Genomic DNA, 14386 nt, shown 5'->3' on the forward strand with positions numbered 1-14386 from the left:
TGTAGTGGGTTCGTAAATCGGGTTTGTTTTATTAGTATGCCTTAAGCGAACCATACTGATCTTGGTTCCATAAATATCATTTGATAACTTATAACGAACCATCTATAATGGAACCATGTAAATGGAACTTTATGGTGGTTAGTATGTTTGTGAGAGCTTACCTTCGTGCATCGACGAAAGAGCAAGATGCCAGCAGGGCGAAAAACGATTTGTTTCAGTTCGCTAGTGATAAAGGCCTGAAGATTGCAGCCACGTATGTTGAAAATGAAAGTGGCGCATCGCTAAACCGTCCGGAACTTTTTCGTCTGCTATCCGACTGTCAGGCAGGTGATATTTTGCTGATAGAGCAAGTGGACCGCTTAAGTCGTTTGAATGCTAAAGACTGGGAGCGTTTGAAGTCTGAAATTCGTGACAGACAGGTTAAAGTGGTTGCTCTTGATTTGCCGACATCATGGGGAATGGCATCTTCGAATACGGATGAATTTACTACCCGTATGTCGGAGGCCATTAATAATATGATGCTGGACATGATCGCGGCCATTGCTCGTAAAGACTATGAAGATCGTCGTAGACGACAAAAGCAGGGAATAGCTAAGGCTAAAGAGCAGGGGCTTTATAAAGGCCGTCCGGAGAATAAATCCCGTAATGAAGCTATACTGAAAATGCTTGAAAGTGGCCAAAGCTGGAATAGCATTATACAGGCGACCGGTTGTTCCAGATCGACTCTTTCACGTCTAAAGAATGGGGCGCTGGCCTCGCTATAAACGTTTGCTAGATCATTCGATGGGGGGGCTTGTCTTAGAGCGAGGCAAAGGCAACTCTAGTCATACTTTTCAGTGTTGAAGGTCGCCGAGTTAGTTTGTTATTGTTCAACTTGTTGCAAGCTACAAAAGCTCTGTGTCGGATTATGAAGCGGATATATTATGATAGTTGAAGGTCGCTCTCCACGTCTTGCAGTTCTTATCGACGCTGACAATGCATCCGCAAAAATTGTCGATGGGTTGTTCGAAGAAATTGCAAAAATTGGTGAAGCTAGCGTTCGACGTATATATGGTGACTTCGTAAGCGCACGTTCTAAGTCATGGATAGAGGTTCTCGCAAGGCACGCGATCATTCCGCAGCAACAGTTTGCATATACAACGGGTAAGAACGCCTCAGATATTACTTTGGTTATTGATGCAATGGATTTGCTGCACAGTGGTCGCTTTGATGGTTTCTGTTTAGTGTCGTCTGATAGTGATTTCACACGGCTTGCCGCACGCATCAGAGAACAAGGGGTGGACGTTTTCGGTTTTGGGGAACAAAAAACACCGGAGAGTTTTCGCCAAGCGTGCCGTAGGTTTATCTATACAGAAAACTTGCTTCCGCCGACCATATCTAATGGTAACGAAACAGGTAGCACGCCAAACGCACTTCAGCCGCCAAGTGCCGCCATTCCAGTAATCAAGAAAGTTATTGGACAGATGGAATCCGAAGATGGTTGGGTACAGCTAGGGGCTGTGGGCACTCAGCTTGCCAATCTAGCGTCTGACTTTGATCCGCGGAATTATGGTTTTCGCAAACTTAGTGATTTGGTGCGAAAGACAAATGCATTCGATATTGAACAGGTTGAGGGAAAACCTCTACGAATTCGTATCCGGAAAGTAATTACCAAGGCGAAGAAGAAAACTTAAATGCCTTCATGTTAACGTCATCTGAACCATGTGATCACTGATGATTGTTTCGTGAAGTGTAGCAAACCCCGCCTTATGCGGGGAGAGCTGAAAAGCGATTATTTTTTAGAGAATGGCTGTGTTGCGGAACCGCTGCTTAGGGTTTTTCCTGATGCATCAACAGCCTTGACAGTAATTTTATAGAAGTGCGTTCCTGATGGCGGGCATGGACCTTTGTATTTAAAGGCGCCATAAGGAAGTTGTGCCTGCCCTTTGAAGGCTACGCTGCCGCCGCCATGATCAAAGCTCGATGCATTTTGATCAATCATTTTGATCAAAAGTTTTGCTGTGCCTTGTGGAACATTGGAGAGTTTGATTGGCGGAGACTTTGAATCAAAACATTTTTTTGTTGGGCCCCATTCAAAGGCAACACCCATGTCTGCCGCGAATGCATTGCTTGAGACAATTAATGTTGCTGCACTTATCAATAGCAGTTTATTCATGATGTTCTCTTGTGATTTTGCGAATAGGCTTTCATGTCAAAGCATGATATGAAAATGGGCAGTTAAACTGCCCATTTAAGTGATTAGAACTTCACACGAATACCAGCAGTAACACCTGCGACACCAATGTTCTTGGCTTTCAGCATTTCCCCGTCATTCATATATTGAACATTAACTGTTTTGTTTGTTTCAGCTTTGCCGAGCCAGTGGTAAGTACCTGTAACGGTGAAGTCTACGTTTTCTGTAACTTTATAACCAACGCCAAGACCGAGGCCGCCAGCAAAGTTTGTCTGGCTTTTAGATGGGAATGAAGCGAAATCGTCAGGATAAAGGTTTTCGCCCTGCTTGGCAGAGGCTTTCAAGAAAGACGCGCCGATTTCACCAAATGCATCTACGTAAAAACGGTCTGTGAGGTCATGGATATAACCTGCGCCTACGAATACACCATGTGCGCGAACGCGAAGGTCTTGATCGTAGTCATCGCCACCGAAGGTCGCATTCCCGCTATAGTCGTGTTGACCGAAATAACGATACGAACCTTTAACGTAGTAGTTAGGGGCAAGCATATAGCCTACGCTAAATACTGCTGCGACGGAGCTATCTTTTTTATCGGTATCGTTCAGGTGGATGCGGTCGCCTGATACTGCATTTTCCGTAAAAGCTGTACCAATTGGATTGATGAAGTGGAGCGCACTTGCATTAGACCATGCGCCGCCCACACCTGCATCAACGAACCAACGAGGTGAATCTGTGGTAATAGCCGCTGGTTCAATAACTGGCGCTACGATAGCATCAGCAGCTACAGCCAAAGTGGTGGAAATTGAAAGTGTGGTTGCCGCGATGACTAAGATTTTCATGTTTATCCCTGTAAGTCATGTTGTTCGTAGTTTATGTGATTTAGTTATTTTACGGTTAATTAATAGTTAATTTTTACATTTGTATTTATAATTTTAGTTGTGTTGTTTAAATGGCACATTTAATTTTGAATTAAATTAAATTTATCTAATTTAATTATTGTTAAATTATTGGTTTATAGCGACTTATTATTGTTTTTCGGCGACATGAACATTGATCATGTTTTGATTGGCCATCATGCCCATTCCCATAGCTGCGCCCGTTGGTTTAAAACCTTTTGATACAAGCCAATTGTAATGCCAGTTGTTGTAAACAAACATAAACACAATGCTTGCAAGGCCTAAGGTGCAGAGAACGGCAAGTAGGATGACTAAGAAACCAACAAAGTGACCGCGAAACAATGCGGGGAATGGACCAAAGAATAAGCAGGTCCAAGAAATTCCTTTGAAACCAACTGCTGTTCTATGGGTAACTGGTTCTATCATTTGAATTGGGTATGCCATCGAAGTGACCTTTGTTTTCCGACCTTAGTCGTGTTGCGTATGTTTCTGATGGGTTGCAGCTGATTGGCTGATTGACCCGATACGTTTGATCGCTTCGCTCTGCACTTCATTTGCCCCCGACATTGTTATGTGAATCCATTGGATTCACTAACGTGTGCTGAAAATTAATATGTGCCCAGCAGTCCGTCGATTGTCAAGCCGTCTATACTGTTAATCGTTCTATGAACTCAAGACAGATTATCGGTTGGAATTTACGGAAACTTCGCGTGGCTAAAGGCTTCTCTCAGGAGCGGTTAGCTTTGGAGTCAAATGTTGACAGGTCATATGTAGGGAGGGTCGAACGGGGTACAGAGAACGTCACGATTTCGACTCTGGAAGCATTGGCTGATGCACTGCAAGTGACAGTCAGTGAGCTTTTTGAAGTTCCTGATAAAGACGCACTGCCACCGCAGCCAATGAAGGCGGGGAGAAAATATAAATAATTGGAAATTTGCCGTGTTATGTGGCTTAGCTTACAGACTAAGCGCGCAGTAGGCTCAATTCAAAGCTCTGGTCTGTAAGCCTTGCTTTATTATGAAATACAGACCGCCTCCCGCTATCGATACGACGATGATTATCGCCAGAGTGATGTAAACACTCGTATTCTTTAATGCGAAAGCCATGGCAAATGGCGCTATGGCAGATAGCACCAATCTCGCAGACATCAGTTTTCCCTGCATCGCACCATATCCGGCGCTTCCAAATAAATATAACGGTAGGGAACCGCTTATAATGCTGAACAGACCATTCCCGAAACCAAACAAGCAGGCGAATAATATTGCTGCAGGAATATAAGGTGCGCCGATCATCAATATCATAACGGATAAGGCAATGAACGAGGCTGCGATGACGGCTAAGTTCACGGGGGATAGGTTTTTTCCCGCCATCATATTGATAAGGCGGCTGGCGACTTGCGATGGTCCGAACACAGCGCCGATAAAGGCTGCTGATTTTGCCAAGCCCAATATGGCCAGTAACGGGATCATATGAACAAGGATTGCAGAGGATATCAATGCTTGCAGGCTGAAAGCTGTTAGAAGTACTGCGAAACCTTTACGTCTTAATGCCAAAGGCAGTACGCCAGCTACAGAAGGTATTGCTTTGCCGTCATTCTTACGTTGATCATGAGTTGTTTTGCTGGTGCGTGTCAGGGAATAATGCAGCGGCAGGCATATCACCAGATGGAGACCGGCAAAAACCAGATAGATTTGCTGCCATGTCAGCCATTGCAGTAGTAATGATGTGAGTGGCCAGAAGATGGTGGATGCAAAACCGGCTATCAGTGTCAGATAGACAATGCTGCGCTGGGCAACCACTGGTTTGATCTGCACAAGCAGTGCAAAGGCGGCGCCGTATTGTACAAGATTGGCTGCAATCTCCACGATTGTAAGCGTTACAATGAAGGCCAGCGAATTGGGGGAGACTGCGCAAAGGATGAGAGAAAGCGCTGCAAAAGCAGAGCCGACTGTCATAATTTGTGCAGCACCTAAGCGGTCAATGAGTTTGCCCAGCCACGGTGCCAGCACACCACCTGCTAGCAGTGCCATGGATAATATTCCATAGACCCATTCCGTTGTTGCCTGATAGCCATGCGCAATGGACGGAGCCAGCACACTGAATGAATAGTAGAGTGTGCCGTAGCCGATGATTTGTGTGAGGCCAAGGCTCAGTATTGCATAAGCAGGAAGGCGCTGATCGGTCATATGGATTTCAACGAAACACGGGTTTCCAGTTTCTCTGCGGCTTCTTTTCGTTCACTGTAACGGTCGGTAAGGTGGTCAGATATGCCCCGTGTCAGGATAGTGAATTTGATGAGTTCTTCCATGACATCGACAACTCTTTCATAAAATGAAGAGGGTTTCATGCGACCTGCTTCATCAAACTCCTGCCATGCTTTGGCGACTGATGATTGGTTGGGGATTGTAATCATGCGCATCCATCGACCTAAGACACGCATTTGGTTCAAAGCGTTGAAAGACTGAGAGCCGCCGGAAACCTGCATCAGTGCCAGTGTGCGACCTTGCGTCGGGCGTACAGAGCCGCCCGCTAAAGGTATCCAGTCTATTTGTGATTTCATGACAGCACTCATTGCGCCGTGGCGTTCAGGGCTGGTCCAGACTTGCCCTTCTGACCACAGCATTGCTTCACGCAACTCCTGAACCTTGCTGTGATCAGCAGTACTGTCATCTGGCAATGGCAGGCCATCGGCATGATATATCCGTGTTTCTGCCCCCATAAACTCCAGTAACCGCTGTGCTTCCAGTGTTAAAAAGCGGCTGTAAGAACGTTCTCTCAGCGAACCGTATAGAAGCAGGATGCGCGGTTTATATGTCAGTAAAGGTGCTTGGAGCTTATCGTAATCGGGTGTGCGAAACGCCTGCAAGTCAAGATTGGGTAGTGTCATGACTATCTGTCCTTCCGCTCATACTTTATCTGTTCCCCGTCTTCTTTGGTGAAACTGACAGCGGGATTTTCCAGAAGATCAAGAACACGTTCTGACGGGCGACAAAGGGCGGTGCCGTGTGGCGTCACAACCACCGGTCTGTTCATCAGGATCGGATGTTGCACAATAAAATCCAGTAATTGATCGTCTGACCATTTCGGATTGGCTAAATCGAGTTCAGCAAAAGGTGTGCCTTTTTCCCGTAGCAAATCCCGCACGGAGATTTTCATGGCAGTAACAAGTTCTGACAATTGTTCTTTGGATAGCGGTGTTTGCAGATATTCAATGATCACAGGCTCTTCATCACTGGCGCGGATCATGGCGAGTGTGTTGCGTGAAGTTCCGCATTTAGGGTTGTGATAGATTGTAACGGACATCAGATATCACCTGTCTTGGTTTGATTAGTGCCTTGTTCGTACCAGCCTTTTGACCGGTTCACGATCCAGACAACGGAGAGCATAACGGGGACTTCCACCAATACGCCGACAACTGTTGCAAGGGCGGCACCGGAACTGAAACCGAAAAGGCTGATCGCGGCAGCAACGGCTAATTCGAAGAAGTTTGAAGCGCCAATCATGGCAGATGGGCCTGCAATACAATGTTGTTCGCCTGACATCCGGTTCAGGACGTAAGCCAGACCGGAGTTGAAATAGACTTGGATCAGGATCGGTATTGCCAGCATGGCAATGATCAGTGGCTGGGCTATGATCTGTTCCCCCTGAAAACCAAACAGCAAAACAAGCGTGGCAAGAAGAGCAATCAGCGATAATGGCTGTAATGCCTTCAGCAGTTTGTTTAAGGGCTGGCTACCATTCTTGGAGAGCAGGCTGCGTCGTATCAGTTGTGCGATGATGACGGGAAAGATGATGTACAAAACCACTGAGAAAATCAGTGTATTCCACGGCACTGTGATCGCTGATAATCCTAAAAGCAGGCCGACAATCGGGGCAAAAGCAATGACCATGATCGCGTCATTCAGTGCTACCTGAGACAGGGTGAAATGGGGTTCGCCCTTAATCAGGTTAGACCAGACAAAGACCATTGCTGTGCATGGCGCTGCGGCCAGAATAATCAGTCCGGCAATGTAAGAGTCGATTTGGTCTTGCGGGAGATATGGCCGGAACAGCCAACCGATGAACAGCCAACCCAACAAGGCCATAGAGAAGGGTTTGACTGCCCAGTTGACGAAGAGTGTCACACTGATGCCACGCCAATACTGGCCGACCTGACGCATCGCTGAGAAGTCGATTTTGAGCAGCATGGGAATGATCATCAGCCAGATCAGGATGGCAACAGGTATATTGACCTTGGCAATCTCTGCTGCCCCGACCATATGGAAGGCTGTGGGAAACAGATGCCCCAAGGCAATCCCGATGATGATACATAGGGCAACCCAGAGTGTCAGATATCGTTCAAAGACAGACATGGCTTTTCCTTGGCTGGTTTTATGCCATGGAGCGAAACCGGCCTTATTCAGTTGTGATAATCAGTGAATTTCAGATTGTTATGCAGGAGGATTCAGACTGGATGATCCGGCTGTTCCTTTGACGTACAGCAGGGCGTAAGACTCCGGATAAGGGGAGTGCAGAGTTCTTCACTGCCGCCACAACAATCCTTGATCATGAAAAGCGTCAGTTCCCGAAATGTATCAAGATCAGCACGGTAGATGATTGACCGGCTCTGACGTTCTCCTTTGATCAATCCTGCGCGGGACAGCGTGGACAGGTGGGCTGACATTGTATTCTGGGGCACATCCAATACACGTGCCAGTTCACCTGCCGGTAAACCGTTCGGTTCGTGTTTGACCAGCAACCGGAAAGTTTCCAGTCGTGTGGCCTGTGCTAAGGCTGCGAGTGCAGTGATTGCTGTTTCATTTTCCATATATCTAGAATAATAGATATATGGACTGTGTCAACACAAATGATAAATTATTAGGGGGGGCTACCTGAGGGGGAGTGCTGGCATAGTTTTCGACTATGCCAGCATTGTTTTTAATGAAGCGAATTACTGGCGGCTTGTCGTTCTGCTTTGTCATGCAGAGCAAACTTGTCGATCATATCTGCGCTTGCACGGTTAAAACCGCGTACTTCGACCTGTGCTCCGGAAGATCGAAGCTTTAAGACGACTTTATCAAGAGCCCCAACAGCAGTTATGTCCCACAAATGCGCTCGGCTGACATCAATCATGATAAGAGCGTGTGTGCTGCTGAAATCGAAAGAATGGATAAAACTCTCAGCTGAAGCGAAGAAAATCTGTCCTTCAACCATATAGGTAAGTGTGTTTGTGCTCTCGTCGCTTTGTTTGGTAACAGTAAAAAGTTTAGCAACTTTTCCAGCAAAGAATATGCCTGATAACAGCACTCCAACGATGACGCCTTTTGCCAAATCATGCGTTGTAATGACTGTTACAACTGTAGCAATCATGACGACTGAAGAAGGCAGCGGATTGCGTCTCAGATCAAGCACAGAGCGCCAAGAAAATGTTCCGATTGAAACCATAATCATTACTGCAACAAGTGCTGCCATTGGAATGATTTTGACAAGATCGTTAAGCACAACAATCAGGAAAAGAAGAAACGCGCCTGCTACAAATGTTGAGAGTCTGCCGCGACCGCCTGACGACACATTGATCACGGACTGGCCGATCATGGCACAGCCACCCATTCCGCCGATAAGTGCAGAAGCTATATTGCTTGTTCCTTGTCCGTAGCATTCCTGATTTTTATTGCTGGGCGTATCAGTCATGTCATCAACAATTTGAGCTGTCAGCAATGATTCAAGCAAGCCAACAGATGCCAGTGTTACGGAATAAGGGAATATGATCTGCAGAGTTTCGAAGGTGAGGGGTACTTGTGGCAAGGCGAAAATTGGAAAAGCTGAAGGGAGTTCCCCTAAATCACCGACTGTCCGTAACTCCATACCAGTTGACCATGCAATGAACGTCAGTACGACAATTGCGATTAATGGCGAGGGGATTGCCTTGGTCAGATAAGGGAAAAGATAGATTATCCCCAGTCCGGCTGCAATCATCCAGTAGGTTTGTGTCGGAACATCGATCAGTTCCGGTAGCTGAGCCATAAAGATCAAAATGGCCAGTGCATTTACAAAGCCGGTAATGACGGAACGGGAAACAAAACGCATTACCCGCGCCAACTTTAATGCTCCGGCAAGTATCTGAAGAATACCCATTAAGATTGTGGCTGCGAAAAGATATTGCAGTCCATGTTCTTTAACGAGTGATACCATGACGACAGCTGTGGCCGCTGTAGCCGCTGAAATCATTGCAGGGCGACCACCGGTAAAAGCTGCCACACATGCAATTGCAAATGAAGCATACAAACCAACTTTGGGGTCCACGCCTGCAATAACAGAAAACCCTATCGCTTCAGGAATAAGAGCGAGAGCAACAACGATACCCGATAAGATATCGCCACGAATGTTTGAAAACCACTGACTGCGGTATTCTTTTAATCTTAGCATTGGGAATTTTACACACTGATGCAACGAACTGAAAATTTGGCTTTTAAGAATGCCGTTGCAGTGTTGTCTGGCGGATAGGCGGCCAGAAGAGCCACTCGGAATTGCACCGAGTCCTTGTTAATGCCCCATAAATATCGGAAATCTTGTATTTTGCAATTATATCCCACTGAGTATTTATTCGCTGCTATGGTTGCGCGATGATGTCTATTGATGATTAATTCCGGTATCGCTTCAGTGCACTGCTATAATATCTCAGTTCGTTCTCTGGAATTTCGTTCAGAGCGGAGTTCCATTTCTTGTTGGATTTTGGATAGATATCCCATGGGAACAGGTTGTTGCCAGATTTCGCACTGGATTTGTCAAACTTCAACGCGTAACTTACAAACTCCTTCATTCCTTCGACGCCGTTGAACGTCGGTTTGAATGACACTTCTTTGAAAGCCCATGGCTTTTGCAGTAAGTACCGTCGTTCGTTGGGGCGTTTTTCTGTAATATCTATAAACTTTTCGAAGGTGGCATCATGAATGAGCAACAGACCATGAATATGTGGGTATACGCTGCGGGCTAGGCTTTGACGTTGTCTTGTACCTTCGTGATCAAAGAAGCATACCAGCATTGGCTGCTTATGAAGGTTCTTAGTAATAGTCCAGTTGTTCCCCAGTAGTGAGCGACTTAAATGGCTGTGAAAGTCACAGCACATCTTATCCATACCGAACTGTAATTCAGTCGTTCTTCTATCAGTGTTGTTAAAGTGTGCGGTGAGTTCGTAAACGTGTTTTTGGTGATCAATTTCATTCCCCAGTGACCATATTTTGTCTGGTTCTGAATGGTACTGAAATCGTCCGTATGCATTCATCAAGTTCGGAATGTGCGTTACTAATTCTTCATGTAAAAATACTTTTCTCATATTGTTTCTCATAATAGTATACCATCAGTGCAAGGAAATCCTTGAACTGTTGAATGTAAATGAAATCTATTTCCACGTTCTCGATGCATTTTTGCCTTCGATACTTGCTATTGGAAATAGCTTGTGCCGCTCATACATTGATCTCAATTCTTTTCAGAAGTAATGAATGATGTGACCCTGATTTATCAGGACGCATTGGGCTATGGTGATATTAGTTCTATTGCTTTTTTGCTCTGTTATGAACAACAAAGAGAACTTTACTGTGTGATGAGGCAAGTATGCAGGAAGCAGTAAAGTACTTTTGCCGAACATCTACGTTGTATTTATCTTGCTGCACCGACCAGAAATAACATGTGCTCATGCTGCAGAGGCAAAGTTCCTCTGTCTGGTATTTATCGATGAGAGTGGTTTGCTGAGTGTTGCCTTCGGAAGGTATTATCAGGCAACGAATACGCATGAATTACGGGAAGCGTATTAATCCCATGGTGCAATCATCGAGTTTTCATAGGCTTTGACTGCGTTCCATTCAGCAGTGATTTTTCGAAAACCGTTATGATCATTATTTTTTCTGAGCATATCCCCGACTTCTTGCAGGCATGCTTTATAGTTATCAAGGTCAATGTGTTTGTATTTATCATGCATTGATCAATGCATCGATGTCCCTTCTGTTATGCAGTCCTGACTTTGGTCTTCATCACGAATGGTTGTGCGATGAGGGTGAATGACCTGCAGAGCCTGCTAACAAAAGTATTTATCTAGAAAGTCGATTTTCTTTATCATTCAAAGAGAGATATTTCCAATCGGCACTCATTCGTTGTAAATATGTCACGGTTTCTTCTAGCGGATAACCATTTCCGTAATGGGAACCCATTCCTTGATCTTTATGTCCCATTAAGTCGTGCTGTAGTTCTTCAGGGATGCCGTGCTTTCTCAAGCGGTCTTTAAACGTGTGGCGTAGACTGTAGACGGAGTGTTGATCGGTTTCTAAAAGCCCATTGTTCTGCATATACTTATTTATCAGACCTGATGCATTTGATGGGCCATTGTCTGTCGCGTACTGTGTGAAACCCGCTGGAAAAGTCTTAAAGGCCTGCAAGGAATACCCTGTGAGCGGGATAGTACGTTTGCGATGTGTAGTCTTTAACTGCCGATGTTCATTTCCCTGAATGATAATGTGTGGAATAGCGACGTTGAGGCGGATATCTTTTTCTGGATCGAGGCCACAGAGTTCTTTAAATGAACAACCCGTGTCTATCACAGCAAAAAGAAGTGCCTTTGCACACGGGTTTAATTGTGTGAATGCATCCTTTTTGAACCAGCGTTCGTTTAAGAAGTCGATTGTAAACGGAGGTCGCGCATTCTCTTGTGCTTGGAAGTTTAGTCCATCAAAGACAGTTTCTGTTTCGTCATCATGTGCGATTTTGTAGGTTTTGATAAGGACGCGTAAGTGTGTAATATATTTACTAGCGGTGTTTGCTTTAATTTCTTGCGTTGCAATCTTGTGCTTTAAGTGTCTATGGAAATTTCGTGCCTGCTGACGATCTAAGGAGGACAGATCGATATCTTTTCCTAAGAAGGACGTTAACTGCGTAACGGCATTCTTCAATGGGGTTAGTTTTTTTGATCTTTCTCTGTCGTTTAAAGAACTCAGCATATGCACCTGATCATCTTCGTAGAATGCGACTAGATTGGACAGCTTCATGGTAGCTTCGGCTGTGCCAAAGTAGCTTGAAAATTCGCGCCCTTTCGGTTTGCCTGCTTTTGTCCATTCGCTGTGGGTCTGCATTAATTGTGCTGGATTTTGGATAAGCTGATCAAGCGGTTTGTAAATTCGTCCGGTGACTTGTGCCATACGCATAACTTCTTCGTAGCTTAGCTCTGAATAGTTGGTCAGGTCTTCACCATTGCGAAGTTTTTCCATAAGGCTTTGATAATATGGTTCGACTTCGCCATATTGCTTCATGGCGACTGAAAGGTCTTTGGTTTTCAGTGAAGCTTTGAATTCTGATTTCCCTGCAAGGCTGCGCAGATGTGCAGGTATGACAAGGCGAAAGACGAAAGTCTTTCGTCGGACGTACAAATGGGGGATGTCAGGGGAGTATTTTTTCAATGATTTTGTACCACCTTTTGTACCATAATATTATGGAAGATGATGAAAATCAATGTTTTCAACGGCTTGGAACGGTAATATGGCGGAGAGAGCGGGATTCGAACCCGCGATACGGTTCCCCGTATACACACTTTCCAGGCGTGCGCCTTCAACCACTCGGCCACCTCTCCACTCAAGACTGATATTTATAAGTGATATCAATCACAACGGCGTATCTTCAAACAGTGGTCAGCTGTTAAACGACCGTTTCGGCGCGGAATATAGCTATAAAAGACGGATGTTCAACCATTATTTCGTGTTTCACTGAATTCATTTGATTTTACAGGCAAAAAACAGTGAAATTATATGAAAAATCGAATGCTTTATTTATTTAACTTATTGAATTTATTGATTTTAATATTTTTGAGGCTCTGTGGAAAATATCGTCGAATTTCGTGCCGCCAGAGCTTGGTTTTGAGTGTTTTGAACTGATCTGGCTGAAATTCGTGACGAAACTGGTCGAATCTTATGTCCGAAAGGGCAAATGTTTTTGTTCAACGGCGGAGGGAAGTTACAGACTTTTCCGTGAATTATAATTTTATATTAGAAAAATTTAATAGCCTGTCTGTCAGGAAAGCTCCTTGTGATAGAATGATATTCAGAGTTGTTTTTTGAGTTCTGAATTTCAGAAGACGGATATGGGTTATTATGCGTGTATTTTTTAATTTTCTGGCGCTCTGGTCGTTGGGTGTCAGCTTGTTATTTGCTGTTTTTGATATTGCGCGATCAATTGCGCAGCTTCGTTTGGTTGTGACGCCATTTCTGCAGAGTTTGCAGGACTATCTGCCTGAATATTTGGCTGCTTTTGCCGGTTTTATACGGCAGGTTTTCTGGAACGGATTTTGGGACAACTGGATGGTTCCGGTGTTGAATATGCCCGGATGGTTCTTATTTTTAGTGCTGAGTATAGTGTGTTTTGCTGTCGGAACGATTGGGCGTAAATCTTATGCACGTTAAGAGTACAGATATGTGTAAGCCTGTTCCGGCTGCCTGCCGTTAAAACTAACAAGTATGCAGCATTTCCGTTATTGCTGTTTAAACCGGAAATGCATCAGACAGGGACTATGATGATGTTCAGACAATATCCCGAACACAAGTTGCGTATGCCGACCAGTAACGAGGCGCTTGCCGGTCGTACTGAGGCGATTGCGACTTCCGAAGACCATTTTGTTTCCGGACTTCCTCTGCACGGGCCATGGCCGCATAATATGAAGAAAATTCTGTTCGGTATGGGCTGTTTCTGGGGCGTGGAGCGTTTGTTCTGGCAGGTGCCCGGTGTTTATGTCACCGCTGCCGGTTATAGCGGCGGTCTGACACCGAACCCGACCTATGAGGAAACCTGTACGGGCCTGACAGGGCATAATGAAGTGGTGCAGGTGGTCTATGATCCGGCTGAGGTGACGCTGGCACAGCTTTTGCAGATTTTCTGGGAAGAGCATGATCCGACGCAGGGTATGCGGCAGGGTAATGATATAGGCACAACATATCGCTCGGGGATTTATGTTTATTCGGATGAAGATCTGAAGGCTGCTGAAACGAGTAAAGCAGCTTACCAGCAGGCGCTGACCGCCCGTGGTCTTGGCGCAATTACGACGGAAATTCTGCCTGCTTCTGATTTTTATTATGCTGAAGGCTATCATCAGCAATATCTGGCGAAAAACCCTCAGGGTTATTGCGGCTTGCGCGGTACAGGCGTTTCCTGCGTGATTTAAGGGCGGCGCGGTGTGTTCTGGCAATGAAATATGTGTAAGCGCATAAATTTAAGATGAAAAAAGTTCCGGACCGTGCCAGATTGCCGATTATTAAAATCTGAGCGGGCGGTAAAAAACAGCATAATTTACCGAACACGGGTGGAT

16 protein-coding genes, 1 tRNA gene and 1 other annotated feature are annotated in these 14386 nt (G+C 45.3%); of the genes, 5 read left to right on the forward strand and 12 right to left on the reverse strand.

Annotated elements, in window-relative coordinates; genetic code table 11:
- The first annotated feature begins 143 nt into the window (after positions 1 to 143).
- Both JNC80_RS16650 and JNC80_RS16655 read left to right on the forward strand, forming a co-directional pair.
- Positions 144 to 764, forward strand: a complete 621-nt coding sequence (locus tag JNC80_RS16650; RefSeq protein ID WP_376710981.1) for a recombinase family protein — start codon at positions 144 to 146, stop codon at positions 762 to 764.
- A gap of 159 nt (positions 765 to 923) precedes the next feature.
- The gene (locus JNC80_RS16655) at positions 924 to 1673 is read left to right on the forward strand and encodes an NYN domain-containing protein (RefSeq protein ID WP_376710950.1); all 750 of its coding nucleotides are present in this window, start codon (positions 924 to 926) and stop codon (positions 1671 to 1673) included.
- A gap of 98 nt (positions 1674 to 1771) precedes the next feature.
- Here JNC80_RS16655 and JNC80_RS16660 read toward each other — a convergent pair whose 3' ends face one another.
- From JNC80_RS16660 to JNC80_RS16670, 3 genes are all read right to left on the reverse strand, one after another.
- Positions 1772 to 2155 carry a YbhB/YbcL family Raf kinase inhibitor-like protein gene (locus JNC80_RS16660; protein ID WP_376710951.1) on the reverse strand — a complete coding sequence of 128 codons (384 nt, stop codon included), beginning with the start codon at positions 2153 to 2155 and terminating at the stop codon, positions 1772 to 1774.
- Between the two features lie 83 nt (positions 2156 to 2238).
- On the reverse strand, positions 2239 to 3012 hold the full coding sequence (locus tag JNC80_RS16665) for an outer membrane protein (protein WP_376710952.1): 774 nt from the start codon (positions 3010 to 3012) through the stop codon (positions 2239 to 2241).
- A 186-nt stretch (positions 3013 to 3198) separates the two neighbouring features.
- A complete protein-coding gene (locus JNC80_RS16670) occupies positions 3199 to 3513 on the reverse strand; it encodes a hypothetical protein (protein ID WP_376710953.1) in 315 nt (104 codons plus the stop codon).
- 221 nt (positions 3514 to 3734) lie between these two features.
- On the opposite strand from JNC80_RS16670, the gene JNC80_RS16675 reads away from it, so the two are divergent.
- On the forward strand, positions 3735 to 3995 hold the full coding sequence (locus tag JNC80_RS16675) for a helix-turn-helix domain-containing protein (protein ID WP_376710954.1): 261 nt from the start codon (positions 3735 to 3737) through the stop codon (positions 3993 to 3995).
- 54 nt (positions 3996 to 4049) lie between these two features.
- Here the strand turns inward: JNC80_RS16675 and arsK are convergent, their stop codons facing one another.
- The 9 genes from arsK to JNC80_RS16720 form a co-directional block, all read right to left on the reverse strand.
- On the reverse strand, positions 4050 to 5255 hold the full coding sequence (arsK, locus tag JNC80_RS16680) for an arsenite efflux MFS transporter ArsK (RefSeq protein WP_376710955.1): 1206 nt from the start codon (positions 5253 to 5255) through the stop codon (positions 4050 to 4052).
- A complete protein-coding gene (arsH, locus tag JNC80_RS16685; protein WP_376710956.1) occupies positions 5252 to 5956 on the reverse strand; it encodes an arsenical resistance protein ArsH in 705 nt (234 codons plus the stop codon). Before arsH ends, arsK begins: the two co-directional genes overlap by 4 nt.
- A 2-nt stretch (positions 5957 to 5958) precedes the next feature.
- Positions 5959 to 6372 (reverse strand): arsenate reductase (glutaredoxin), encoded by a 414-nt coding sequence (arsC, locus tag JNC80_RS16690; RefSeq protein ID WP_376710957.1) that lies wholly within the window; start codon positions 6370 to 6372, stop codon positions 5959 to 5961.
- The gene (gene arsB, locus JNC80_RS16695) at positions 6372 to 7421 is read right to left on the reverse strand and encodes an ACR3 family arsenite efflux transporter (RefSeq protein ID WP_376710958.1); all 1050 of its coding nucleotides are present in this window, start codon (positions 7419 to 7421) and stop codon (positions 6372 to 6374) included. Before arsB ends, arsC begins: the two co-directional genes overlap by 1 nt.
- Before the next feature lie 92 nt (positions 7422 to 7513).
- Positions 7514 to 7876, reverse strand: a complete 363-nt coding sequence (locus JNC80_RS16700) for an ArsR/SmtB family transcription factor (RefSeq protein ID WP_075657084.1) — start codon at positions 7874 to 7876, stop codon at positions 7514 to 7516.
- A gap of 110 nt (positions 7877 to 7986) precedes the next feature.
- Positions 7987 to 9474, reverse strand: a complete 1488-nt coding sequence (locus JNC80_RS16705; RefSeq protein ID WP_075657083.1) for a SulP family inorganic anion transporter — start codon at positions 9472 to 9474, stop codon at positions 7987 to 7989.
- A gap of 61 nt (positions 9475 to 9535) precedes the next feature.
- Positions 9536 to 9591: a sequence feature (sul1 is cis-regulatory element that is thought to sense ions involved in sulfur or methionine metabolism; They are found in Alphaproteobacteria), on the reverse strand.
- Positions 9592 to 9688: 97 nt separating this feature from the next.
- Positions 9689 to 10381 (reverse strand): hypothetical protein, encoded by a 693-nt coding sequence (locus tag JNC80_RS16710; RefSeq protein WP_075657082.1) that lies wholly within the window; start codon positions 10379 to 10381, stop codon positions 9689 to 9691.
- A gap of 751 nt (positions 10382 to 11132) precedes the next feature.
- Positions 11133 to 12491: a DUF6538 domain-containing protein gene (locus tag JNC80_RS16715; RefSeq protein ID WP_075657081.1), complete on the reverse strand. Its 1359-nt coding sequence runs from the start codon at positions 12489 to 12491 to the stop codon at positions 11133 to 11135.
- Between the two features lie 80 nt (positions 12492 to 12571).
- Positions 12572 to 12661, reverse strand: a tRNA-Ser gene (locus JNC80_RS16720).
- Positions 12662 to 13178: 517 nt separating this feature from the next.
- Here JNC80_RS16720 and JNC80_RS16725 point away from each other — a divergent pair.
- Positions 13179 to 13487: a hypothetical protein gene (locus tag JNC80_RS16725; protein WP_022709275.1), complete on the forward strand. Its 309-nt coding sequence runs from the start codon at positions 13179 to 13181 to the stop codon at positions 13485 to 13487.
- Positions 13488 to 13597: 110 nt separating this feature from the next.
- Positions 13598 to 14242 carry a peptide-methionine (S)-S-oxide reductase MsrA gene (gene msrA / locus JNC80_RS16730; protein WP_376710959.1) on the forward strand — a complete coding sequence of 215 codons (645 nt, stop codon included), beginning with the start codon at positions 13598 to 13600 and terminating at the stop codon, positions 14240 to 14242.
- Positions 14243 to 14386 lie beyond the last annotated feature (144 nt).

The organism is Pseudochrobactrum lubricantis (genome assembly GCF_041929865.1).
GTDB classification, from domain to species: Bacteria; Pseudomonadota; Alphaproteobacteria; order Rhizobiales; family Rhizobiaceae; genus Pseudochrobactrum; species Pseudochrobactrum saccharolyticum.

Bases quoted from the DNA above. Each gene is read 5' to 3' on its own strand.
- JNC80_RS16710 (WP_075657082.1), bottom strand. From the start codon at position 10,381: ATGAGAAAAGTATTTTTACATGAAGAATTAGTAACGCACATTCCGAAC.
- JNC80_RS16660 (WP_376710951.1), bottom strand. From the start codon at position 2,155: ATGAATAAACTGCTATTGATAAGTGCAGCAACATTAATTGTCTCAAGC.
- JNC80_RS16650 (WP_376710981.1), top strand. From the start codon at position 144: ATGTTTGTGAGAGCTTACCTTCGTGCATCGACGAAAGAGCAAGATGCC.
- JNC80_RS16675 (WP_376710954.1), top strand. From the start codon at position 3,735: ATGAACTCAAGACAGATTATCGGTTGGAATTTACGGAAACTTCGCGTG.
- JNC80_RS16705 (WP_075657083.1), bottom strand. From the start codon at position 9,474: ATGCTAAGATTAAAAGAATACCGCAGTCAGTGGTTTTCAAACATTCGT.
- JNC80_RS16665 (WP_376710952.1), bottom strand. From the start codon at position 3,012: ATGAAAATCTTAGTCATCGCGGCAACCACACTTTCAATTTCCACCACT.
- arsK (WP_376710955.1), bottom strand. From the start codon at position 5,255: ATGACCGATCAGCGCCTTCCTGCTTATGCAATACTGAGCCTTGGCCTC.
- JNC80_RS16725 (WP_022709275.1), top strand. From the start codon at position 13,179: ATGCGTGTATTTTTTAATTTTCTGGCGCTCTGGTCGTTGGGTGTCAGC.
- arsC (WP_376710957.1), bottom strand. From the start codon at position 6,372: ATGTCCGTTACAATCTATCACAACCCTAAATGCGGAACTTCACGCAAC.
- msrA (WP_376710959.1), top strand. From the start codon at position 13,598: ATGATGTTCAGACAATATCCCGAACACAAGTTGCGTATGCCGACCAGT.
- JNC80_RS16700 (WP_075657084.1), bottom strand. From the start codon at position 7,876: ATGGAAAATGAAACAGCAATCACTGCACTCGCAGCCTTAGCACAGGCC.
- JNC80_RS16655 (WP_376710950.1), top strand. From the start codon at position 924: ATGATAGTTGAAGGTCGCTCTCCACGTCTTGCAGTTCTTATCGACGCT.
- arsB (WP_376710958.1), bottom strand. From the start codon at position 7,421: ATGTCTGTCTTTGAACGATATCTGACACTCTGGGTTGCCCTATGTATC.
- JNC80_RS16670 (WP_376710953.1), bottom strand. From the start codon at position 3,513: ATGGCATACCCAATTCAAATGATAGAACCAGTTACCCATAGAACAGCA.
- arsH (WP_376710956.1), bottom strand. From the start codon at position 5,956: ATGACACTACCCAATCTTGACTTGCAGGCGTTTCGCACACCCGATTAC.